The following is a 21,025-nucleotide window of genomic DNA, read 5'->3' on the forward strand; positions in this document are numbered from 1 at the left end:
CTCGTGTGCCGTCTGCGCCCCGGGGACTCCGTCCGGGTCCCCGGAACTTCTCGGCCGTCCCCTGAGTTTCCACGGTGCTGTGGAAGTTGCTGTCGGTGTGCTGTAGGAGCACCCGGCCGGGGATACGAGGAGTTCACATGGCCCTGTGGGACCGCTTCAAGGAGTCGGCGTCGCAGATGCAGACCCAGTTGGTGGCGAAGAAGAACGACCTCAAGAGCGGCGCGTTCCGCGACGCGAGCATGGCGATGTGCGCGCTCGTGGCCGCCGCGGACGGGACCGTCGACCCATCGGAGCGGCAGCGGGTGGCCCAGCTCATCGCCACGAACGAGGTGTTGCAGAACTTCCCGGCGGACGACCTGCGGCGCCGCTTCGAGGACAACCTGAACAAGCTGACGGCCGACTTCGCCTTCGGCAAGGTGAGTGTGCTGCAGGAGATCGCCAAGGCGAAGAAGAAGCCCGCCGAGGCGCGGGCCGTCGTCCAGATCGGCATCGTGATCGGCGGCGCGGACGGTGACTTCGACAAGACCGAGCAGGCGGTGGTGCGTGAGGCGAGCTTCACGCTCGACCTGCCGCCGCACGAGTTCGACCTCTGATCGCAGAAGCGACCGCGATCCGACGGCCCGGCCCGGCGCGCGGGCACAACTCTGCGAGACGGTGCAGCCGTTCGGTCGCCGCGGTGACGTCCCCGGTGAGCGGACGGTCCGCGTGGGTGCCCCCGGCATCCGGGGGCACCCACGTCGTCCCGTCCACGGTCGTTCCAGATGGCAGGGGTCAGGCGAGACCGGCGGACTTCAGCCAGGCCTTGGCGACGTCCAGCGGGTCCTTGTGCTGCGCCTGCACCTGAGTGTCCAGGTCCAGCAGGGTCGCGGTGTCCAGCTTGCCGGAGACCGCGTTGAGTGCGTCGACGCCCTTCTGGTTCAGCGCGCCCTTGTAGGCGAGCGGCTGGACGTTCTCGAAGCCGAAGAGGTTCTTCGGGTCCTGCAGGACGACGAACTTCTCCTTGGAGATGGTCGGGTCCGTGGTGAAGAGGTCCGCGGCCTGCACGGCGTTCTTCTTCAGCGCCGCCTGGGTGAGCGGGCCGCCCGCGTCCAGCGCCTTGAAGGACTGGAACTCCAGGCCGTAGACGGACTTGAGGCCCACCAGGCCCTGCTGCCGGGTCTGGAACTCCGGCGAGGCGCCGATGACCAGGTCCTTGGCGATGTCCTTGAGGTCGGCGATGGACGACTTGTCGGTGAGGTGGTACTTCTTCGCGGTGGCCGCGTTGACCGTGACGGAGTCCTTGGTCTGCGCCGAAGAGGGCTCCAGCAGGGTCAGCTTGGCGTCCAGCTTGCCCTGGATGGCCGCCGTGGTGGCTTCCGCCGTCTTCGGCGCGGCCTTCGGGTCGAGGTAGGTCAGCAGAGCCCCGTTGTACTCGGGCAGGACCGAGATGGAGCCGTTCTTGAGCAGGCCGTAGGTGGTCTCGCGGCTGCCGATGTTCGGCTTGTAAGTGACCTCGATTCCCTTGGCCTTGAGCGCCTCGCCGTAGATGTCGGCGAGCAGGGTGCTCTCAGGGAAGTTGTTGGATCCGACGACGACACTGTCGCCGCTCGCCTTGCCGTCGCCCGAGAGGGGGTCGGCCTTGTCGTTGGAGGAACAGCCCGCCAGCAGGGCCGTCGCCGCCGCCAGGGCGACCGCCGCCGCGCCTCGGTTCCTCCGGATGAACCTGCTGATGTGGGTCGTTGAAGTCACGCATTGATCCAATCCAGCCGCTTCTTGGTCAGTCAAGGGCCTCAGATCACCGATTGGCCTCGATCTGGCGGTCAGCTGTACACAAGGAACGACACAGCGGTGTACGGGACCCTCCGCTGGGCGCTCGTGCGGGAAGCGCTGCTGTCGTCCTGGAGCCGGCGCCGGCCCGCACCGGACAGTGCCCGTCAGCCGCTCCTGCGCACCCCCGGCGACACGGTGAGCCGGGACGCGGCCCAGAACACCGCGAGGGTGGCGAGGGCGAGTGCGGCGACCAGGGTGGCGCCGCCGACGACCTTCTCGAAGTTGCGCTGGTAGAGACCGTCGATGATGTACCGGCCGAGGCCGCCGAGGCTGACGTAGGCGGCGATGGTGGCGGTGGACACGATCTGGATCGCCGCCGTGCGCAGGCCGCTCAGGATGAGCGGGAGCGCGACGGGCACCTCCACCTGGAGCAGCACGCGCGCCTCGGGCATCCCCATGCCCCGGGCGGCGTCCACCGGGGACGGGTCGACGGAGCGGATCGCCTCGTAGGTGGTGACCAGGATCGGCGGTACGGCGAGCACGACCAGCGGGATCATCACCGGCAGCAGGCCGAACCCGATCCAGATGAACATCAGCACCAGCAGGCCGAAGCTGGGCAGGGCCCGGCCGGCGGTGGCGATCAGCGCCAGCGCGTTGCCGCCACGGCCGTAGTGACCGGTGACCAGGCCGATGGGCAGCCCGATCACGGTGGCGATCAGGAGGGCTTGCAGGGAGAACCTGATGTGCTCGGCGAACCGGGTGGGGATGCCGTCGTAACCGTGCCAGTGGGAGCTGTCGCTGAAGAAGGCGTGCGCGAAGTTCAGTACGTTCACCGGTTGGCGCCCTTCCTCGGCATCCAGGGGGTGAGGAGGACGCGGGTCAGGACCAGCACGCCGTCGGCGAGCATGCCCAGTGCCCCGATGGTGAGGACCGAGTTCACGGCCAGGGCGGAGCGGTGGTAGGTCTGGGCGTCGTAGAGCATGTTGCCGAGGGCGCCCTGGTTGCCGATGAGCATGCCGACGCTGACCAGGGAGATGCTCGACACGGTCGCCACCCTGAGGCCCGCGATGATCGCGGGTACGGCGATGGGCAACTGGACCTGGAAGTAACGGCGTACGGGTCCCAAGCCCATGGCCTCGGCGGCGGCGAGGGTGTCCTGCGGCACCGAGCGGACACCGTCGACGATCGCCGGGACGAGCACCACCAGGCTGTACAGCGCGAGGGGGATCATCACCGTGGTCTCGCTCTGCCCGAAATAGTCGATGAGCACGACGAAGAAGGCCAGTGAGGGGATGGAGTAGAGCACGGTGGTGATGCCGAGGACGGGCGGATAGATCCAGCGGAACCGTACGCACAGCTGGGCGACCGGCAGGGAGACGATCAGTCCGGCCAGCACCGGCAGCAGGGCTTCGCGCAGGTGGAGGCCGATGAGACCGGCGTAGCTGTGCTGGAGGTCGCTGGGGAGGTCGAAGAAGCCGTTCATCGCGCGGCCTTCAGCCCGGAGTCCTCCGCGACCCGGCTGTGAGCGGCGCGGATCGCCTCGCCGATGACCTGCTGGGAGACGACGCCGGTGACGCGCCCCTCGCCGTCCACCGCGACGGCCCATCCGGTCGGCGAGAGCACGGCACCGTCGAGCGCGGTGCGCAGCGAGTCGGTGCCGGGTACGAACGGGCGTCCGTGGTCGAGGAGTCGATCCCGGTCGATCGCGCCGGCGGTGAGCCGTGCCGGCTCGCTCCAGCCGAGCGGCCTGCCGTCGACGTCGGTGACGAGGAGATAGGGGGCCGTGGCCCGGGAGGAGAGCTTCTCGGCGTCCGCGTCGATCCCCACGACGGGCGCGGTCTGCAACTCGAGTCCCGCCGCGGGGAAGAAGGACAGCCTGCGGATGCCCCGGTCGGCGCCGAGGAAGTCCTCCACGAAGGCGTCGGCGGGCGCGCTGAGCAGTTCGGCGGGCGGGGCGAACTGGGCGAGCCGGCCGCCGGTGCGCAGTACGGCGACCATCGTGCCGAGCTTGATCGCCTCGTCGATGTCGTGCGTGACGAAGACGATGGTCTTGCCCAACTCGTCCTGGATGCGCAGGAGCTCGTCCTGCAGTCCCTTGCGGACCACGGGGTCGACGGCGGAGAACGGCTCGTCCATCAGCAGCACCGGCGGATCGGCGGCGAGCGCCCGGGCCACGCCGACGCGCTGCTGCTGGCCGCCGGAGAGCTGGTACGGGTACCGCTTGGCCAGCGAGGCGTCGAGCCCGACCCGCTCCATCAGCTCCGCAGCCCGGGACCGCGCCTTCCGCTTGCTCCAGCCGAGCAGGCGGGGGACGGTGGCGATGTTGTCGAGGATGGTGCGGTGCTGGAAGAGTCCGGCGTTCTGGATGACGTAACCCATGGAGCGGCGCAGGGTGTTGACCGGCTGCTGCCGGATGTCCTCGCCGTCGAGGAGGATGCTGCCCTCGCTGGGATCCACCATCCGGTTGATCATCCGCAGGGTCGTCGTCTTGCCACACCCGGAGGGTCCGACGAGGACGGTGATCGCGCGGTCCGGTATCTCCAGCGACAGCCGGTCGACCGCGACCGTGCCGTCCGGGTACCGCTTCGTGACTGAATCTATCCGTATCAAAACGCCGAATGCCCTTCGGGTTTGGCAGATTTCCGCCCGCTATCGGCCACGGTCGTCGATGCGCAGGCCGTTGCGGGGAGAGTCTAGTCCGCGAGTGTTTCAGGGTTTTGGCGGGAGACGGTGCGAACGGCGGTCGCCGTGCCCGGCGTCGGCGGCGAGCAGCGAGGTGCTTCGCCCGGCTCAGGCCACCGGCGGCGCGCCGTCCCTGCGCGGGTGCGGCCGTGCCGCGAGGACCGCCACGTCGTCCTCCGCGTGGCGGGCGTCCAGCCGGGTCACGATCGTCTCCAGGACGCCGTCGACGTCGGCACCGTCGTCGCCGCAGAAGCGGAGGGCGGCCAGGCGGGCCAGGGAGCGGTCGATGTCCTCGCCCCGGTGTTCCACGAGCCCGTCGGTGAACAGGACGAGCGTCTCGCCCGGCTCCAGTGCGTGGATGGCCGACTCGTACCCGCCGAGTCCGGTGCCCAACGGCGGTCCGACGGGGAGGGGCAGCAGCGTGGCCGCGCCGTCCCGGGTGATGAGCACGGGCGGCAGATGGCCGGCGCCGGACAGCGTCATCTGGGCCCGGCCGGGGTCGACGCGGGCGAGCAGGCAGGTGGCCGGCCTGCGCTCCGCCTCCCCCGAGGCGATGTCGTCCATCTGCCGCAGTACCCGGTGCGGGGGCAGGTCGGCGGAGGCGATGTAGCGCAGGGAGGAGCGGTAGGCGTTCATGTCGACGGCCGCCTCCAGGCCGTGGCCCATGACGTCGCCGACGACCAGCAGGGTCCGCCCGAAGTGCAGCCGGACGGTCTCGCACCAGTCGCCGCCGACCAGGGCGCGCCGGCCGGCCGGGAGGTAGCGGACGGCGACGTCGAGGTTGGGGTGCGGGCGGCCGGGCTCGGCCAGCAGGGCGCGCTGCAGATCGCCGGCGGTACGGCTGACGTGTTCATGGACGCGGGCGTGCCGGATGTGAGAGGCCCCGCGCTCGGCGAGCAGGGCGAGCAGCTCGGCCTCCGGACGGCGCGGCGGCTCCCCGTCCCGCGCCCAGACCAGGACGCCGTACACGTCCTCCGCGCTGACCAGCGGCACACACAGGGCGCCCCCGGCCCGGCTGCCGGCCGGTCGCTCCCGCCATGGCCCGGGGCTCGCCCCGACCGCCGCGGCACCCGCCTCGCGGGCCACGGCGGTGGCCCATCGGGTGTCGGGCAGCACACCGGCGTCCCCGGTGATCGCCTCGTACCCGGAGACGGTGTGCCCGGTCCGGCGCATGACGGCGGCGGTTCCGCCGGCCAGCCGTACGGCGGCCCGGGTCAGCTCGGCGCAGGTCGTGGCCTCGTCCAGCGTGGTGCCGATCCCGGCCAGGGCCGCCCGCAGCACACTCATGCGCGCTGCCGGCTCCGTCGCCGCCCGCCCGGTGCCACCGTCCGCACGGCGGTCACCGGCGACGGGCACGGACCTGCGGCGGAACTGGATCCAGCGCGCCACACCCCACACCGTCACAGGGTCTCAAACCGGAGGAACCGGGGCATCGGCCACATCGGCCCCCTGGCCCCACCGGTCCCACTTGGTCCCGGGCGGCACCGGTCCCGGTCAATCCTCGGCAGGGGCCAGCCGCAGCGAGACGGAGTTGATGCAGTACCGCTGGTCGGTCGGGGTCGGATACCCCTCACCCTCGAACACGTGCCCGAGATGGGATCCGCAGCGGGCGCACCGCACCTCGGTCCGGACCATGCCGTGGGAACGGTCCACGACCAGCTCCACCGCGTCGGTGTCCTTCGGGTCGTAGAAGGACGGCCAGCCGCAGTGCGACTCGAACTTGGTGTCCGAGGTGAACAGTTCGGCGCCGCAGGCACGACAGGAGTAGACGCCCTCGGCCTTGGTGTCCGTGTACTCACCGGTGAAGGCCGGCTCGGTGCCGGCCTGGCGCAGCACGGCGTACTCCGCCGGAGTCAGCTCCGCGCGCCACTGCTCGTCCGGCTTCTCGACGTCGTACGACATGAGCCTCAGCCCCTTTACTGCGACAGGCGGTCCAGGATCTGCGGGCCCAGGTCGGTCACGTCACCCGCGCCCATGGTGAGAACGAGATCACCGGGCTTCGCCATTCCCGCGATCACCGCGGGGATCTCCGCCTTGTCGTGCACGGCGCTCACGTCGGCCCCCGCCGCCCGCGCGGCCTCGATGATCAGCTCGCTGGTCACACCGGGGATCGGGTCCTCACGGGCCGGGTAGATGTCGAGCACGACCGAGGCGTCCGCGAGCGCCAGCGACCGGCCCATCTCCTTGCCCAGCTCCTGGGTGCGGGAGAACAGGTGCGGCTGGAAGACGACGAGGATGCGGGAGTCGCCGGCAGCGGCGCGCATGGCCTCCAGGTCGGCGGTCATCTCGGTCGGGTGGTGGGCGTAGGAGTCGATCACCTGGACGCCCGCCGCCTCGCCCTTCAGCTGCAGCCGGCGCTTCACGCCGGTGTACGCGGCCAGCGCCGGGGCCAGCTCGGCGGCCGGGATGCCGAGGGCGGCACCGGCGGCGAGCGCGGCGACGGCGTTCAGGGCGTAGTGGCGGCCGGGGACGGAGACCGTGAAGGTGAGTTCGCGTCCGTCGAGGAGGACCGTCACCTCGCTCTTGAGGCCCTGGGCCACGACGGAGAGGACCCGTACGTCGGCGTCCTGCGCCGCTCCGTACGTCACCACCCGCACCTCGCGGGCCGAGACACGCCGGGTGAGTTCGCGCGCCCCGTCCTGGTCGGCGGAGACGACGAGCGTGCCGCCCTCGGTGACGCGGTCGACGAACGTCTCGAAGGACTCGTAGATCTCGTCCATCGAGGCGTAGTTGGCGTGGTGGTCCAGCTCGACGTTGAGGACGATGGCGACCTCGGGCGCGTACTTGTGGAAGCTGCGGTCCGATTCGTCGGCCTCGGCGACGAAGATGTCGCCCTCGCCGTGGAGCGCGTTGGAGCCGGGCGCGTCCAGGTCGCCGCCGATCGCGTACGACGGCTTCAGGCCCAGCTCGCCGAGGGAGACCGCCAGCATCGAGGTGGTGGTGGTCTTGCCGTGCGTACCGGCCACGGCGATCGGGCGCAGCCCCTCCATGAGCGCGGCGAGGGCGTCGGAGCGGTGCACCACCGGGATGCCCAGCTCGGCGGCGCGGGCCAGCTCCGGGTTGTCCTCGCGGATCGCCGACGACACGACGACACAGCTCGCGTCGTCGGCGAGGTGCTCTGCGGCGTGCCCGATGTGCACGGTCGCGCCGAGCGCCCGCAGCGCCTGAGCGGTCGCCGAGTCCTTGGCGTCGCTCCCCGCCACCGTGGCCCCGCGCTGCGCGAGGATCTTGGCGATGCCCGACATCCCGGCGCCGCCGATGCCGATGAAGTGCGGTCGGTCCATGGCGGTAGGAAGGCCGGGTGCCATGCGTTTCTCCCCAGAGACGGTACGAGCTGGATCAGGCCTAGCCTATGTGCTCGGACGCCGGGTCCCTCGCAGGAGGCGCGGGCCGGCCGGCCAGGGGCACGGGGAACCGCGCGAGAAACCCCGGCGGACCGGAAACCCGCTGAGCGCCCGCGCCCCCTGCGGCGACTACGCCTGGCCGCGACTACGCCTTGCTGTGCGAGAACAGCTTCAGCACCGGCACACCGACCTTGTGCCTGGCCCGTGAGGCCCAGTCCCGATGGAAGAACTCCTCCACGTAGTGCGGATCGGTCAGCACGATCACCTCATCGGCGCCCGCCTCGGCCACCAGCGCCTTCAGCGCGTCCAACGGGTGGTCCTCGACCAGCCTCCCCTGCGCCTGGCTCCCCGCCGTGCGCAACGCCTGGAGCGACACGTCGAGGGCCTGCTGCGCGACGCTCCTCGCCTCGTCGCCCTCGGGGACCTCCCGTTCGCGGACGGCCTCGTCGAGTTCGCCGAGCGCGATGTCGTCGATGGCCCGCAGCAGACGGTCCGCCTGGTCGCCGCGCGGCTGGAGCAGCACGTGGAAGGAGACCGGCTCGTCCCCGTGCAAGGTGGTGACGAACTCCACGTCGGCGGACGTCAGGGCCTTCTCGATCATCAGAACGCTTGTGAACACCAGGCGCCTCTTCTCCTTCGAGGGCCCGCTGGGCCCTCTGTCCTGCGGGGGCCCGACCAGGCCCTGCGGAAACCATCCTTCCCCGTGATCGCACGGGTACTGCCGGACTAAGTCTGCCCGCCGGAAGCCAACCGGAATGGCACATTCCGCCAATCTCAGGACCGACGGTAACGACCGAACAGAAATCCGTCCTCCTCGAGGAGGGACACGAGGCCGAACCGGCGCGGAACGACGACCGACGGACCACCGGCGATCCGCTGCGCGTCCCCCGCGGTGAGCATCGGCGAGACCGTCAGGCACAGCTCGTCCAGCACCTCCGCGGCGATCAGCTGGCCGAGCAGCCGGGGCCCGCCCTCGGTGAGCAGCCGGGTGTGGCCGAGGTCGGCGAGGGCGCGTACCGCGCGCGCGGGCTCGACGCCCATCCCCTCACCGGCGATCACCACGCGGGCACCGGCCCGTTCGGCGGCGGCGACCCGGTCGGGGGCCGCGGCGGCACCCGTGAGGACGAGGGTGGGGACCAGGGGCGAGGTGAACAGGGGCAGGGAGAAGTCCAGCTCCAGGCTCGCCGTGACGACGGCGATCGCGGGGGCCGGCCCCTGCCCCGCGGTCTCCCGGGCGCCGGCGAACTCGCCCCGCGCCTTCGCCGGGCGGTACCCCTCCTGCCGTACCGTTTCCGCGCCCACCACGATCACGTCCGCGAGCGCGCGCAGCGTGCCGAAGATGCGCATGTCGGCGGCGCTGGAGATGGGCTGGGAGTGCCCCTCGTGCTGGGCGGCGCCGTCGAGGGAGGAGACCATGTTGGCCCGCAGCCACGGCCGCGGGGCGCCCGGCGCGGGCTCGGGATAGGCATAGGCGGCGGCCAGCTCGGCGAGGCTCCACTCCCGGGCCTGTCCGGCCCCCACGGCACCCTCGGCACCGCCGTCGGAGGTCTCCGCGCCCCCGGCGAAGGCCTGGGCTGCTGTCTCGTCGGTCACAGGGAACAGGCGTCGCATGTCGTGCAGTGTGACACGGCGCTTAGCATGGGTGATCGTGTCCTCCTCCACCTCCGCCCCCGGATCCAGCCCCCTGACCGACGCGGGCCCCGTCTCCCTGTGCGCCCGCGAGCCGCGCGTCCCCGCCGACCGGCTGGTTGCGGAGATGGTGCCGCCGCCGCGCTTCGACTCGGTCCGCTTCGCCACCTACATCCCGGACCCGAACCAGCCCAGCCAGACCGAGGCCGTCCGGGTGCTGGAGGGCTTCGCGGCCGGGCTCGGCGGGGCGCACGCCTCCGGCGCCGGCAAGCGCGGCTTCTTCGGGTTCGCCAGGGGCAGGGCGCCGAAGACCCCGGCCGGCCCGCGCGGGGTGTACCTGGACGGCGGCTACGGCGTCGGCAAGACCCACCTGCTCGCCTCCCTCTGGCACGCCACGCCGGCCGAGCCCGCGCTCAAGGCGTTCGGCACCTTCGTGGAGCTGACCAATCTGGTCGGCGCGCTCGGCTTCCAGCAGACCGTGCAGACGCTCAGCGGTCACCGCCTGCTGTGCATCGACGAGTTCGAGCTGGACGACCCCGGCGACACGGTTCTCGTGTCGACACTGCTCGGCAAGCTGGTCGAGGCGGGCGTGGCGCTCGCCGCCACCTCCAACACGCTGCCCGGCAAGCTGGGCGAGGGCCGGTTCGCCGCCGCCGACTTCCTGCGTGAGATCCAGGGGCTGTCGGCCCACTTCCGCGCCCTGCGCATCGACGGCGAGGACTACCGCCACCGTGGTCTGCCCGAGGCGCCGGCGCCGTTCACCGACGAAGAGGTGACCAAGGCGGCGTACGCCACCGAGGGTGCCTCGCTGGACGACTTCCCGCACCTGCTGGAGCACCTGGCCAAGGTGCACCCGAGCCGGTACGGCGCGCTGACCGACGGGCTGAAGGCGGTGTGCCTCACCGGCGTGCAGCCGGTCCCGGACCAGTCGACGGCGCTTCGGCTGGTGGTGCTCGCGGACCGGCTCTACGACCGTGAGGTCCCGGTGCTGGCCTCGGGACTGCCGTTCGACAAGCTGTTCAGCGAGGAGATGCTGAACGGCGGCTACCGCAAGAAGTACTTCCGCGCGATATCCCGGCTCACCGCGCTGGCCCGGGACGCGAAGGGACTCGTCGGCTCCTGATCGGCGCCATCAGTCGATCCGGCCCCGGCCGGTCAAGGGCGGGTTCCAGCCACGGCACCCGCACTTTTCACGCTCTCTTGCGCGTGTAACGCGCGGTTGACCCTGCAAAGGACTCTGCGGGGTTAACGTGTTTCTTGACCATCCATTGACCAATGCTTGGTGCGCACAAGAGATGTGAACGCGGCGAAGGGGGACGCATGGTGCGAGACACGACAGCCCGCGTCCTGCTCACCCTGCTCGCCCTGGCGCTGCTAGCGCTCCCGCTCGGCACCCCCACGCGGACCTTCGCACCTGTGCACACGGTCGGTCAGGCGCAGGCCGAGGCCGAGCCCGGAACCACCCCATCGGCGAAGGCGCCGCACGACCGGGCGGAGACACTCCGAGACCCGAGCCGCTCCGGTGAGCCCGTGGGCATCCCGCACGTACGCGACCGGCAGCGCGGCTCGGCCTCCGGCTGGGCGCAGGAGCACCCGCTCATACCCGGCCGGGCGGCCCGGGCGGGCTCGCCCGACGCCTCCGGCATCCCGCGGCCCCGCTCCTCGAGAGCCCGCGCGACCCACACCCCGGCAGCGCTTCAGGTCTTCCGCTGCTGAGTTCCGGCCGCTCCATCCCCCACCACACACCCCACAACACGTCGTTCAAGCCCGACGCGCCGGTGCGGCGCGCCAGGAGGAACCCACATATATGCAGCCCCTCATCGACAACGCCCGTACCTTCGGACAGCGCCCTGAGGAGTTCGCCAAGCTCGCCGAAGGCCAGTCCCCGCAGGTTCTCTTCATCACCTGCTCCGACTCCCGGGTCGTCCCGGCCCTGATCACGGGCGCCCGCCCCGGCCAGCTGTTCGAGCTGCGCACCGCGGGCAACATCGTCCCGCCCCACGCCTCGCAGCACCCCACCAGCGAGGCCGCCACCATCGAGTACGCCGTGGAGGTGCTCGGCGTCCGCGACATCGTCGTCTGCGGCCACTCGCACTGCGGCGCCGTCGGCGCGCTGGTGCGCGGCGACGACCTGACCGCCGTGCCCGCGGTGCGCGACTGGCTGGCGCACGCCACCCCGCGCCCGGCCGGCGCGGCCGAGGACCCGGAGGTCGCCGAGGGCGTCCAGAGCCACGTCCTGACCCAGCTGCTGCGGCTGCGCTCGTACCCGTGCGTCGAGCGGAAGCTGGCGGCGGGCCGGCTGGACCTGCACGCCTGGTACTACGAGGTGCACACCGGCGCCGTACGGACGCACCGCCCGCAGACCGACACCTTCGAGGCCCTGTGAGCGCGCCGATGACCAGCAACCGCACCCTCATATCCCGTTTCCCTCATCTCAAGCAGGACTTCGCCGCCTCCCTCGTCGTCTTCCTGGTCGCCCTCCCGCTCTGCGTGGGGGTGGCCGTCGCCTCCGGGGTTCCGGCCGAGCTCGGCCTGGTCACCGGCATCGTGGGTGGCATCGTCACCGGGCTGATGCGCGGCAGCAGCCTGCAGGTGTCCGGGCCGGCGGCCGGTATGACCGTGCTCGTCTTCGAGGCGGTCAAGGAGTTCGGCCTGCCGGCGCTCGGCGCGCTCGTGCTCGCCGCCGGCCTGCTCCAGGTGACCATGGGCGCTCTGCGGCTGGGCCGCTACTTCCGCGCCATCTCGGTCTCCGTGGTCGAGGGCATGCTGGCCGGAATCGGTCTGGTCCTCATCGCCGGCCAGCTGTATCCGGCGCTGGCGGCCAAGGCCCCGGACTCCGGCCTGGGCAAGATCACCGGGCTGCCCGGCGCCTTCCTGGACGCCCTCGGCGACGGAAAGGCGCCGGCCTCGCTCGCGGTGTGCGCGGGCACGATCGCGGTGCTGCTCCTGTGGAAGCACGCCCCGGCGAAGCTGCGTACCGTGCCCGGTCCGCTGGCCGCGGCCGGGCTCGCCACGGTGGCCGCGTTCGCGCTGAGCCTGCCGGTGGCCACCGTAGAGGTGCGGGGCCTGCTGGGCTCGATCCAGCCGCCGCCGCTGAGCGCCTTCGGCGAACTGGCCGGCGTCGGCGCCCTCGGCACGGTCGTCGCCTTCACCCTCATCGCGTCCGCCGAGTCACTGTTCAGCGCGGCCGCCGTGGACCGGCTGCATTCCGGGCCACGCACCGAGTACGACCGGGAACTCGTCGCCCAGGGCGCCGGCAACACGCTGTGCGGGCTGCTGGGCGCGCTGCCGATGACCGCGGTGATCGTCCGCAGCGCGGCCAACGTCCAGGCGGGTGCCCGGACCAAGGCCTCCCGGGTCCTGCACGGCGTGTGGCTGCTGCTGTTCGCCGCGCTGCTGCCCGGTGCGCTCGCCTGCATCCCGATCCCGGCGCTCGCCGGCGTCCTGATCTACTCGGGCGCCAAACTGGTGCCGGTCCGGGCACTGGCCGGGCTGTGGCGCGAGAACCGGGGCGAGGCACTGATCCTGTCCGTCACCGCCGTCTCCATCGTGGCGGTCAGCATGTTCGAGGGCGTGCTGATCGGTCTGGCGCTGGCGGTGGTCAAGACGGCCTGGGAGGCCTCGCACGTCCGCCTGGACGTCGTCGACAAGGGCGCGGGCCCGGTCGAGGCCCACCTCTCGGGCAACGCGACCTTCCTGCGGCTGCCGAAGATCCTGGACAGCCTGGAGTCCCTCCCCCAGGACCGCCCGGTCCGCCTCGACCTCTCCGGGCTGCACCACCTCGACCACGCCTGCCGCACGGCCCTGGGGAACTGGGCCGAACGCCACAGCGCGGCCGGCACCGAGCCGGTGCGGCTCACGGTCCCGGCCGGGAGGCGGAGCGAGCCGGCGAAGGCGACGGCGGCCTGACACCGGCCCGGCGTCCGCTCCCACCGACCGGGAGCGGACGCCGGGCCCGCCCCTTCCCGTCCCGGGAGCCTTGCGTTCCGCTGAGCCGGCCAGTGGCTTGTCGCCACCGGCCCATGGCTTCCGCCCCGACCCGGGCATATCGTTGCAGCAGCGGACAGAACAGACCTTCGAGTGAGGAGGTCATCATGCTCCAGACTCTGCTGGGCGCCCTCGCCGTGGTGGGCTCCCTCGGCGTCGTCTACCTCGCGATGGCCGCACGGGTGGTGAAGCAGTACGAACGAGGGGTGCTGTTCCGGCTCGGCCGGCTCGCGGGTGACGTACGACCACCGGGCCTGACCCTGGTGATCCCGTTCGTGGACCGCCTGCACAAGGTCAACATGCAGATCGTCACACTGCCGATTCCGGCGCAGGAGGGCATCACCCGCGACAACGTCACCGTCCGCGTGGACGCGGTCGTCTACTTCCGGGTGGTCGACGCGGCGAGCGCCCTGGTGAAGGTCGAGGACTACCGGTTCGCGGTCTCGCAGATGGCGCAGACGTCCCTGCGGTCGATCATCGGCAAGAGCGACCTGGACGACCTGCTCTCCAGCCGCGAGAAGCTCAACCAGGGCCTGGAGCTGATGCTCGACAGCCCGGCCATCGGCTGGGGCATCCAGGTGGACCGGGTGGAGATCAAGGACGTGTCCCTGCCGGACACGATGAAGCGGTCGATGGCCCGCCAGGCCGAGGCCGACCGGGAGCGCCGGGCCCGGATCATCAACGCCGACGCCGAACTGCAGGCCTCCAAGAAGCTCGCGGAGGCCGCCCAGCAGATGGCCGACACCCCGACCGCGCTCCAACTGCGGCTCCTGCAGACGGTGATGGCGGTGGCGGCCGAGAAGAACTCCACGCTGGTCCTGCCCATCCCGGTGGAGCTGCTGCACTTCCTGGAAAGGGGCCCGCAACCGCACGCGCCGAGCGGTGACAGCGGGCAGCGGGGCCCCGCCGCGCTGCCGGAAACGCGCGCCGAGCAGCCCGCGCCGAACGGTGGCGCAGGAGCACGCTCGGGCTAGGTGTGCTGTCCCGGGACGTTGGTGGCACGCTGCTGGCTGCTTGAACAGGTGAGGGCCTTCCGGGTCCGGTGTGGCTGGCGACATCTGCACCGGTGCTCAGGAGGCCCTCGCGTCCCACCGTGACGTCCCGCCGACCCCGACGGGGCGTCCGCGTCCGGCCGGGTGCGTCGTGAACGCCGGCTGGCGCGGGCACGGGCGCGCGGCGCACCATCGAGGGACGGTCCGGACGGAAAGGGGCGCCCGTGGCGAAGAGGAGCGACAAGGACCTCCGGGAGGCGCTGCGCCTCCCGCTCGGCGAGCGGATCGGTCTGGCCGCGTACGACACCCGGGCCACGCCCGGCGCCCCGGAGGGCAAGAAGGCCGGGCTCGCGGACACCGCCCGGATGGGCAAGCGCCTGGCCGGGCTGCAGGAGCGGCTGTGGGCGGCGGGCACCGCGGGCGACCGGCGCCGGGTGCTGCTGGTGCTGCAGGGCATGGACACCAGCGGCAAGGGCGGCACGGTCAAGCACGTCATCGGCCAGTTCAACCCGTCCGGCTGCCGTATCAAGGCCTTCAAGGCACCCACCGAGGAGGAACGCGCGCACGACTTCCTCTGGCGGGTGCGGCGGGCTCTGCCCGAGCCCGGCGAGATCGGCATCTTCGACCGCTCCCACTACGAGGACGTCCTCATCGCCCGCGTCCGGCATCTCGCCCGGCCCGCCGAGATCGGCAGCCGTTACGGCCTGATCAACGATTTCGAGCGGGACCTGGCCGCCGACGGGGTGACCCTCGTCAAGTGCTTCCTGCACATCTCCTACGAGGAGCAGAAGCGCCGTCTGCTGCGCCGCCTCGACCGCCCCCACAAGCACTGGAAGTTCGAGCCCGGCGACATCGACGAGCGTGCCCTGTGGCCCGCCTACCAGGAGGCGTACGAGCTGGCGCTGGAGCACTGCGCCGCCCCGCACGCGCCCTGGTACGTGGTCCCGGCGGACCGCAAGTGGTACCGGAACTGGGCGGTCAGCCGGCTGCTGCTGGAGCATCTGAAGGCCCTCGACCCGCAGTACCCGACGGGCGACTTCGACGTGGCCGAGTGCCGGGAGCGGCTGCTGAAGCAGACGTGACCCGTGCCGGGCGGGGTACCCGGCGGTCATGCGCGAGCAGCGGAAGGTCACCGATTCGTACTGGCTGCGGACCGCCCCCGGGCCGTCCCACCCCCCACTGCCGGGGGACCTCGACGTCGACGTGGCGGTCGTCGGCGCGGGCATCGCCGGCCTCAGCACCGCCCACGAGCTGGCCCGGGCCGGGCGGCGGGTGGCGGTGCTGGAGGCCGGGCGGGTCGCGGCCGGGGTCACCGGCTACACCACCGCCAAACTGACCGCGCAGCACACCCTCGTCTACGACCGGCTACGGCGCACCCGCGGGCTCGAAGGGGCCCGGCTGTACGCCCGTTCGCAGTCGGAGGCGATCGAGCACGCGGCGACGCTGGTGGCCGAGTTGGGCATCGACTGCGAGTGGGAGACGCGGGACGCGTACACCTACGTCCATGACCGGGAGCGCGTGGACGAGCTACGGGCCGAGGCGGAGGCCGCGCGGGCGGCGGGGCTGCCGGCCGCGTTCACGACGGAGACCGGGCTGCCGTTCCCGGTGGCGGGTGCGGTCCGGGTGACCGGGCAGGCGCAGTTCCACCCGGTCAAGTACCTGCGGGCGCTCACCGCCGACCTGATCGCGCGCGGCGGGCAGGTGTACGAGGAGACGCGGGTGGTCGGTCTGACGGAGGGCGAGCCGTGCCGGCTGACGACCGAGGCGGGGACCACGGTGACCGCACGGGACGTCGTGGTCGCCACCCACTATCCGGTGTTCGACCGGGCCCTGCTGTTCGCCCGGCTCTCCCCGCGCCGGGAACTGGTCGTCGCGGGTCCGCTGCGGGACGGCCCGGACCCGGCGGGCATGTACATCACCCCCGAGGAGAACACCCGCTCGGTGCGCACCGCGCCGTACGGCGCGGACGGGCAGCGGCTGCTGGTCGTCACCGGGGAGCACTTCACGCCCGGCACCGGTGATCCGCGGGCCGGTTTCGAGCGGCTCGCCGCCTGGGCCGAGGAGCACTTTCCCGGGGTCACCCTCAACCACGCCTGGGCCACGCAGGACAACGAGTCCACCGACACCGTCCCGCTGGTGGGCCCCTTCCACCCGGGCGCCCGGCACACCTACGTGGCCACGGGCTTCGGCGGCTGGGGGCTGAGCGGCGGCATCATGGCCGGGCTGCTGCTGACCGCCCTGATCACCGGCCGCGACTGCGCGTGGCGCGAGCTGTACGACCCGCGCCGGCTGAAGTCGGTGGTGCGCGAGGCGCCGTCGCTGCTGAAGACGCAGGCGGAGGTGGCCCGGCACTTCGTCGGCGACCGGCTGAAGCCGCCGGCCGCCGTGGACGACCTGGCGCCCGGCGACGGGGCGGTGGTCCGGGCCGGCGGCGAGCGGCTCGCCGTGCACCGCGACGACGAGGGCGCCCTGCACGCCGTGTCGGCCCGCTGCACCCACCTCGGCTGCCTGGTCGCGTTCAACCGGGCCGAGCGCGCCTGGGAGTGCCCCTGCCACGGCTCGCGCTTCGGCGTCGACGGCAAGGTGATCCAGGGCCCGGCGGTCCGGCCGCTGGAGCAGCGCGACCTCGAGTGACCCACGAGGGGCCGCCCGCCGCGCGGGTGACCGTACCGCCGCGCCACGGGGTATATCACCATACAAACGAACATACAGTCCTACGTTCGTACGGTGATCCCACTAGCACGCCGTATCACCGCCGTCTGCGCCCTGGGCGCGGCTCTCGCCGCCTGCGGTACCGCGGGCCCCACGGGCACCTCCCACCCGGCCAGGACCCCCGCCTCCGCCTCCCCGTCCGCCGCGCGGCCGCCCGTACTGGCGCCGGGCCCGGGCGGTCTGACCCCGGTCTTCGAGCACGGTCCGCGCACGAGGGGCAGGACCGTCGCGCTGACCTTCGACGCCGACATGACCGCCGACCAGGGGCCCCGAGCGGCCTCCGGCGAGCACTTCGACAACCCGGACCTCATCGGCACCCTGCGCGCACTGAAGGTCCCGGCGACCGTCTTCATGACCGGCCGCTGGGCCGACCAGTACCCGGCCGAGGCCCGCAGCCTCGGCCACGACCCGCAGTTCGAGGTCGCCAACCACTCCTGGAGCCACTACGCGTTCACCGACGACTGCTACGGCCTGCCGACCGTCGGGGCGGACCGGATGCGGGCGGACGTCGAGCGGGCGTACGCCTCCCTGCGCAAGGCCGGCGTGCCGAGACCGCTGCCGTACTTCCGCTTCCCGGGCGGCTGTTACGACCAGCAGGCGCTGCGCGCGATCAACGGGCTCGGGGTGACCGCCGTGCAGTGGGACGTGGTCAGCGGTGACGCGTTCGCCACGGACGCCGACGCGGTGGCCCGGCAGGTGCTGGACGGGGTGAAGCCCGGCTCGGTGGTCGTCATGCACTGCACCCGCAGCGCCGCCCCGACGACCGAGCGGGTCGTCCGCACGGTCGTACCGGAGCTGCGCAAGCGCGGGTACCGGTTCGTGAAGGTCTCCGAGCTGATCGGCGAGACCGGCGGACATCGCTGAGCGTCCTACGCTGGGAGCATGAGCGACGAGGATTACTGCACGATCATCGACGCCGCCAGGCCCCCGAAGGCCGCCGGGCCGCCGTACGCCCAGTGCGTGCTGTGCCGGGAGCCGACGGAGTACCCGGAGTCGTACAAGGGCATCACTCTCTGCTCCGTCTGCGAATGGCAGGAGGCCCAGCGCACCGCCTGCTCGGGGTGACCGGCGGGCGCCTGCGCAGGGACGGGGCTGCTCAGGGTGACCGGCGGGCGGTGAGCCGGGCGGCCAGGGCGAAGGCCCCGGCCGCGAGCAGGGCCGCCCCGGCCAGGGGCAGCAGCGGCACCGGGGCCCGGCCGGTCTGCGAACCCGTGACCAGGCCGCTCACCGCGGCCTGCGCCGGGGAACCCGCGAGCACCACCGACAGGAGCGCGCCCAGCAGCATCGCGGGAACCGCGCGGCCGGTGGAGCGCAGTACCGGCCGGTTGGTGAGCGCGCCGACGGCCGTGCCGAGCAGCGCGCAGGCCAGCGCGGCCGGCAGCCCGGCCGCGGCCGACCGGAACGGGGGCACGTGGATCCGGTGGCCGTTGCTCGCCGGATCGCTGATCAACGTCACCACCAGGGTCGCGGCCACACCCAGCAGCGCCGAGGCGAGCAGCGCCGTCAGCAGACAGGCGAGGTGCGCCCGGACGGGTCCGCGCGCGGCGGCGACGCAGGCACGGGCCGCGGGCGGCTCGGTCGTGACACAGATCCGCACCAGCCAGGCGGCCACCGGCAGCAGGGCGGCGGCCGTGTAGCCGAGCGAGTCGAGGACCGGCTGGCCGCTCTGCACGCCGATCCCCAGGAACACGGCGTACAGGATCACCGGTGGCAGCCAGCGCTGGGAGCGCAGGAGCAGGGCGGCCTGGTAGCGCATGAGCGCGGTCATGGGCGGTTCCCGGGGTCGGGGGGTGGGGCCACCCTCACCACGTGCCAGGGCGGGTGGGCGGTGAGCAGGGCGCGCAGGAGGACGTCGGAGTGCGAGGCGGTGACGGCGAGCCGGAAGGTGCCGGGGGTGGTCTCCTCCACGGAGGCGCCGGTCCGTGCCGCGTCCGGCGGCAGCTGCCCGCCGGGCGGTCCCTGCACGGTGACGAGGGTGAGCGGGCCGCCCGGTGAACTCCCGCTTCCGGTAAGGCGCTTCAGGCCACCGTCTAGCACGGTGTACGTCGTGTCCGGCGCCCCGGCGAGGCGGCGCGGATCGTGGTCGACGAACACCACGGCGCCCCCGGCGGCGGTCCGCTCGGCCACCGCCCGCTCCAGCTCGGCCCGCGCGGCCGCGTCGAGGCCGGTCCACGCCTCGTCCAGGACCAGCAGCTCCGGTTCGCCGAGCAGGGCCTGGGCGACGGCGACCTTCTGGCTGCTGCCCTTGGACAGCCGTGCCATCGGCGTGCCGCCGTACGCGCCCGCGCCGAACCGCTCCAGCCAGGTGTCCGCGGCCCGGGCGGCGGCCGCCCGGGACAGACCGTGGACGGTGCCGAGGTGGGTCAGATAACCGACGGCCGTGAAAGGCAGGGCGGAGGGGAACCGCTCCGGCACGTACGCCGTGCGGGGCCGCCCGGTGATGCGGCCCTCGGTGGGCGCGTCGAGGCGGGCCAGGAGCCGGAGCAGGGTGGACTTGCCCGTGCCGTTCGCTCCTTCCACACGGGTGAGGGTGCCGGGGGCGAGGGTCAGGTCGACGCCTCGTAACACCCAGGGGCCGCGGAGGCCGTGGCGACGGCCTACGGCGGTCAGGCGCAGGTCACGGTGGATGGGGGTCATGGTGGTTCAGCGTGCCATTCCCCGGTTCAGCTCGGCCGCCCGCGCCCACAGCGCCGCCGACCATGCTCCGCCTTCGGCGGGGGTGGACAGCCCGGCGCGGGGCGAGACCTGGATGTCGGACAGCGGGCCGTCCGGGGAGACTTCCAGCCGTGCCCGGTCGACCTCGACGCCGGCGCGCTGGGCGAGGACCAGCACGGTGGCGACGAAGCCCTCGGACAGGGCCAGCAGGATCGTGTGGCTCGTGCGGCGGTGTCGCGCGAGGAGGGCCTGGACGAAGGCGCCGAAGGCGACCGGATCGATCCGGCACTCGTCGTTCTCCATGGGCCCGAAGCCCGAGGGCAGCCCCAGCTCCGCCTCGAAGACCGCCACCTGCCGCAGGAAGAGCCGCGCGGCTCCGTTGGACGGATTCCACAGCGTCTCGTCACCGATGTCGAAGTACTGACTCATCCCTGTCCCCCTTCGGTTGATCAAGAGGGTGAGCGGAGCCAGCGGGTTGCTCGCGGTCGCCGGAATTCCCCGCGCGGGGCATGCGCGTTGATCGGCAGGTCCGCGGCTTCGTAGGGTGGGCTGTCGTGAGCCATGTTCCAGCCTCCGGTGACAGTCCCTTCCAGGCCGAGCGCGCGCCCCGCGACGAGGCCCCGCAGTTCGTGCTGCCCCTCGTCGTACGGATCGAGCGGAGCGCGCCGCCCGCCCGTACCGACGCGCTGGAGACGGCCGCCCGGGCCGTACTGCTCCTGCTCGGCGACGCACGGGCACACGGGGACGGCGAGTGGGCCGAGTCCGTGCGGAACTGGGAGGACGCGCGGATCCGGAAGGTCGTCCGCCGGGCGCGGGGTGCCGAGTGGCGGCGTGCCGAGGCGCTGCCCGGGATCACGGTGACCGGCAAGTCCGCGGAGGTCCGGGTCTTTCCGCCGGTCCCGCTGGACGGCTGGCCCAAGGACCTGGCCAGGCTCCAGGTGTCGGGCACCGAGCTGGACGACCCGGAGCCGCCCGTCGCGGCCGACACCGCCGAACCCGTGCTGTGGCTGAGCCCGGAGCTGGAGATGTCGGCCGGCAAGACGATGGCCCAGGCCGGACACGGCGCCCAGCTCGCCTGGTGGGCGCTGTCCGGCGCCGAGCGCACCGCCTGGCGCGACACCGGCTACCCGCTCTCCGTCCGCACCGCCGACCCCGCCGACTGGAGCCGGCTGACCGGCAGCGGGCTGCCGCTGGTACGGGACGCCGGGTTCACGGAGATCGCGCCGGGTTCCTGCACGGTCGTCGCCGATCATCCGGCGCTTCGCTAGGAGGACG

The 21,025-nt window shown here is 72.5% G+C and carries 23 protein-coding genes; 11 read left to right on the top strand and 12 right to left on the bottom strand.

Annotated features, from left to right (window positions below; translation table 11 throughout):
* The first annotated feature begins 137 nt into the window (after positions 1 to 137).
* Positions 138 to 593, top strand: coding sequence for a tellurite resistance TerB family protein (locus AC07C1_RS04455; RefSeq protein WP_478936846.1), 456 nt, complete (start codon positions 138 to 140; stop codon positions 591 to 593).
* Positions 594 to 771: 178 nt separating this feature from the next.
* Here AC07C1_RS04455 and AC07C1_RS04460 read toward each other — a convergent pair whose 3' ends face one another.
* The 9 genes from AC07C1_RS04460 to AC07C1_RS04500 form a co-directional block, all read right to left on the bottom strand.
* A complete protein-coding gene (locus tag AC07C1_RS04460; RefSeq protein WP_478936847.1) occupies positions 772 to 1,728 on the bottom strand; it encodes an ABC transporter substrate-binding protein in 957 nt (318 codons plus the stop codon).
* A gap of 185 nt (positions 1,729 to 1,913) precedes the next feature.
* Positions 1,914 to 2,582 carry an ABC transporter permease gene (locus AC07C1_RS04465; RefSeq protein ID WP_478936848.1) on the bottom strand — a complete coding sequence of 223 codons (669 nt, stop codon included), beginning with the start codon at positions 2,580 to 2,582 and terminating at the stop codon, positions 1,914 to 1,916.
* Positions 2,579 to 3,232, bottom strand: coding sequence for an ABC transporter permease (locus tag AC07C1_RS04470; RefSeq protein ID WP_478936849.1), 654 nt, complete (start codon positions 3,230 to 3,232; stop codon positions 2,579 to 2,581). The genes AC07C1_RS04465 and AC07C1_RS04470 overlap by 4 nt, the downstream gene beginning before the upstream one ends.
* A complete protein-coding gene (locus AC07C1_RS04475) occupies positions 3,229 to 4,359 on the bottom strand; it encodes an ABC transporter ATP-binding protein (protein WP_478936850.1) in 1,131 nt (376 codons plus the stop codon). The genes AC07C1_RS04470 and AC07C1_RS04475 overlap by 4 nt, the downstream gene beginning before the upstream one ends.
* Before the next feature lie 180 nt (positions 4,360 to 4,539).
* Complete coding sequence (locus AC07C1_RS04480; RefSeq protein WP_478936852.1) at positions 4,540 to 5,820, bottom strand: PP2C family protein-serine/threonine phosphatase; 1,281 nt, start codon at positions 5,818 to 5,820, stop codon at positions 4,540 to 4,542.
* A gap of 105 nt (positions 5,821 to 5,925) precedes the next feature.
* Positions 5,926 to 6,333 carry a peptide-methionine (R)-S-oxide reductase MsrB gene (msrB, locus tag AC07C1_RS04485; protein WP_478936854.1) on the bottom strand — a complete coding sequence of 136 codons (408 nt, stop codon included), beginning with the start codon at positions 6,331 to 6,333 and terminating at the stop codon, positions 5,926 to 5,928.
* A gap of 14 nt (positions 6,334 to 6,347) precedes the next feature.
* Entirely contained in the window at positions 6,348 to 7,739 is a 1,392-nt protein-coding gene (murC, locus tag AC07C1_RS04490) for a UDP-N-acetylmuramate--L-alanine ligase (RefSeq protein WP_478936855.1), read from the bottom strand.
* A gap of 181 nt (positions 7,740 to 7,920) precedes the next feature.
* Positions 7,921 to 8,394, bottom strand: coding sequence for an indole-3-glycerol phosphate synthase (locus tag AC07C1_RS04495; RefSeq protein ID WP_478936856.1), 474 nt, complete (start codon positions 8,392 to 8,394; stop codon positions 7,921 to 7,923).
* 155 nt (positions 8,395 to 8,549) lie between these two features.
* The gene (locus AC07C1_RS04500; protein ID WP_478936857.1) at positions 8,550 to 9,386 is read right to left on the bottom strand and encodes a pyrimidine reductase family protein; all 837 of its coding nucleotides are present in this window, start codon (positions 9,384 to 9,386) and stop codon (positions 8,550 to 8,552) included.
* Positions 9,387 to 9,423: 37 nt separating this feature from the next.
* Between AC07C1_RS04500 and zapE the strand changes: the two genes are divergently transcribed.
* The 9 genes from zapE to AC07C1_RS04545 all read left to right on the top strand — a co-directional run bounded on the left by zapE (position 9,424) and on the right by AC07C1_RS04545 (position 18,160).
* Complete coding sequence (gene zapE, locus AC07C1_RS04505) at positions 9,424 to 10,527, top strand: cell division protein ZapE (protein WP_478936859.1); 1,104 nt, start codon at positions 9,424 to 9,426, stop codon at positions 10,525 to 10,527.
* A 197-nt stretch (positions 10,528 to 10,724) separates the two neighbouring features.
* Positions 10,725 to 11,120: a hypothetical protein gene (locus AC07C1_RS04510; RefSeq protein WP_478936860.1), complete on the top strand. Its 396-nt coding sequence runs from the start codon at positions 10,725 to 10,727 to the stop codon at positions 11,118 to 11,120.
* Positions 11,121 to 11,211: 91 nt separating this feature from the next.
* Complete coding sequence (locus tag AC07C1_RS04515; RefSeq protein WP_478936861.1) at positions 11,212 to 11,790, top strand: carbonic anhydrase; 579 nt, start codon at positions 11,212 to 11,214, stop codon at positions 11,788 to 11,790.
* An 8-nt stretch (positions 11,791 to 11,798) separates the two neighbouring features.
* Complete coding sequence (locus tag AC07C1_RS04520; RefSeq protein WP_478936862.1) at positions 11,799 to 13,313, top strand: SulP family inorganic anion transporter; 1,515 nt, start codon at positions 11,799 to 11,801, stop codon at positions 13,311 to 13,313.
* A gap of 185 nt (positions 13,314 to 13,498) precedes the next feature.
* A complete protein-coding gene (locus tag AC07C1_RS04525; protein WP_478936863.1) occupies positions 13,499 to 14,365 on the top strand; it encodes a slipin family protein in 867 nt (288 codons plus the stop codon).
* A gap of 242 nt (positions 14,366 to 14,607) precedes the next feature.
* A complete protein-coding gene (locus AC07C1_RS04530) occupies positions 14,608 to 15,465 on the top strand; it encodes a PPK2 family polyphosphate kinase (RefSeq protein WP_478936865.1) in 858 nt (285 codons plus the stop codon).
* A gap of 28 nt (positions 15,466 to 15,493) precedes the next feature.
* A complete protein-coding gene (locus AC07C1_RS04535) occupies positions 15,494 to 17,017 on the top strand; it encodes an FAD-dependent oxidoreductase (RefSeq protein ID WP_478936866.1) in 1,524 nt (507 codons plus the stop codon).
* 93 nt (positions 17,018 to 17,110) lie between these two features.
* On the top strand, positions 17,111 to 17,959 hold the full coding sequence (locus AC07C1_RS04540) for a polysaccharide deacetylase family protein (protein WP_478936867.1): 849 nt from the start codon (positions 17,111 to 17,113) through the stop codon (positions 17,957 to 17,959).
* A gap of 18 nt (positions 17,960 to 17,977) precedes the next feature.
* On the top strand, positions 17,978 to 18,160 hold the full coding sequence (locus AC07C1_RS04545; protein ID WP_478936868.1) for a hypothetical protein: 183 nt from the start codon (positions 17,978 to 17,980) through the stop codon (positions 18,158 to 18,160).
* Between the two features lie 31 nt (positions 18,161 to 18,191).
* Here AC07C1_RS04545 and AC07C1_RS04550 read toward each other — a convergent pair whose 3' ends face one another.
* The 3 genes from AC07C1_RS04550 to AC07C1_RS04560 are packed head-to-tail and all read right to left on the bottom strand — an operon-like array spanning position 18,192 to position 20,179.
* Entirely contained in the window at positions 18,192 to 18,863 is a 672-nt protein-coding gene (locus AC07C1_RS04550; RefSeq protein WP_478936869.1) for an ABC transporter, read from the bottom strand.
* On the bottom strand, positions 18,860 to 19,723 hold the full coding sequence (locus AC07C1_RS04555; protein ID WP_478937227.1) for an ABC transporter ATP-binding protein: 864 nt from the start codon (positions 19,721 to 19,723) through the stop codon (positions 18,860 to 18,862). Before AC07C1_RS04555 ends, AC07C1_RS04550 begins: the two co-directional genes overlap by 4 nt.
* A 15-nt stretch (positions 19,724 to 19,738) precedes the next feature.
* Positions 19,739 to 20,179 carry a DUF6086 family protein gene (locus AC07C1_RS04560; protein ID WP_478936870.1) on the bottom strand — a complete coding sequence of 147 codons (441 nt, stop codon included), beginning with the start codon at positions 20,177 to 20,179 and terminating at the stop codon, positions 19,739 to 19,741.
* A gap of 80 nt (positions 20,180 to 20,259) precedes the next feature.
* Between AC07C1_RS04560 and AC07C1_RS04565 the strand changes: the two genes are divergently transcribed.
* A complete protein-coding gene (locus tag AC07C1_RS04565; RefSeq protein ID WP_478936871.1) occupies positions 20,260 to 21,018 on the top strand; it encodes a peptidyl-tRNA hydrolase in 759 nt (252 codons plus the stop codon).
* The last annotated feature ends 7 nt before the right edge of the window (positions 21,019 to 21,025 follow it).

Source organism: Streptomyces sp. NPDC045022, from assembly GCF_056432605.1.

What these genes read in the sequence shown, in the direction of transcription:
- AC07C1_RS04455 (WP_478936846.1), top strand. Translation starts at nt 138, where the DNA reads ATGGCCCTGTGGGACCGCTTCAAGGAGTCGGCGTCGCAGATGCAGACC.
- AC07C1_RS04470 (WP_478936849.1), bottom strand. Translation starts at nt 3,232, where the DNA reads ATGAACGGCTTCTTCGACCTCCCCAGCGACCTCCAGCACAGCTACGCC.
- msrB (WP_478936854.1), bottom strand. Translation starts at nt 6,333, where the DNA reads ATGTCGTACGACGTCGAGAAGCCGGACGAGCAGTGGCGCGCGGAGCTG.
- murC (WP_478936855.1), bottom strand. Translation starts at nt 7,739, where the DNA reads ATGGCACCCGGCCTTCCTACCGCCATGGACCGACCGCACTTCATCGGC.
- AC07C1_RS04500 (WP_478936857.1), bottom strand. Translation starts at nt 9,386, where the DNA reads ATGCGACGCCTGTTCCCTGTGACCGACGAGACAGCAGCCCAGGCCTTC.
- AC07C1_RS04510 (WP_478936860.1), top strand. Translation starts at nt 10,725, where the DNA reads ATGGTGCGAGACACGACAGCCCGCGTCCTGCTCACCCTGCTCGCCCTG.
- AC07C1_RS04515 (WP_478936861.1), top strand. Translation starts at nt 11,212, where the DNA reads ATGCAGCCCCTCATCGACAACGCCCGTACCTTCGGACAGCGCCCTGAG.
- AC07C1_RS04520 (WP_478936862.1), top strand. Translation starts at nt 11,799, where the DNA reads ATGACCAGCAACCGCACCCTCATATCCCGTTTCCCTCATCTCAAGCAG.
- AC07C1_RS04525 (WP_478936863.1), top strand. Translation starts at nt 13,499, where the DNA reads ATGCTCCAGACTCTGCTGGGCGCCCTCGCCGTGGTGGGCTCCCTCGGC.
- AC07C1_RS04535 (WP_478936866.1), top strand. Translation starts at nt 15,494, where the DNA reads ATGCGCGAGCAGCGGAAGGTCACCGATTCGTACTGGCTGCGGACCGCC.
- AC07C1_RS04545 (WP_478936868.1), top strand. Translation starts at nt 17,978, where the DNA reads ATGAGCGACGAGGATTACTGCACGATCATCGACGCCGCCAGGCCCCCG.
- AC07C1_RS04550 (WP_478936869.1), bottom strand. Translation starts at nt 18,863, where the DNA reads ATGACCGCGCTCATGCGCTACCAGGCCGCCCTGCTCCTGCGCTCCCAG.
- AC07C1_RS04560 (WP_478936870.1), bottom strand. Translation starts at nt 20,179, where the DNA reads ATGAGTCAGTACTTCGACATCGGTGACGAGACGCTGTGGAATCCGTCC.
- AC07C1_RS04565 (WP_478936871.1), top strand. Translation starts at nt 20,260, where the DNA reads ATGCGCGTTGATCGGCAGGTCCGCGGCTTCGTAGGGTGGGCTGTCGTG.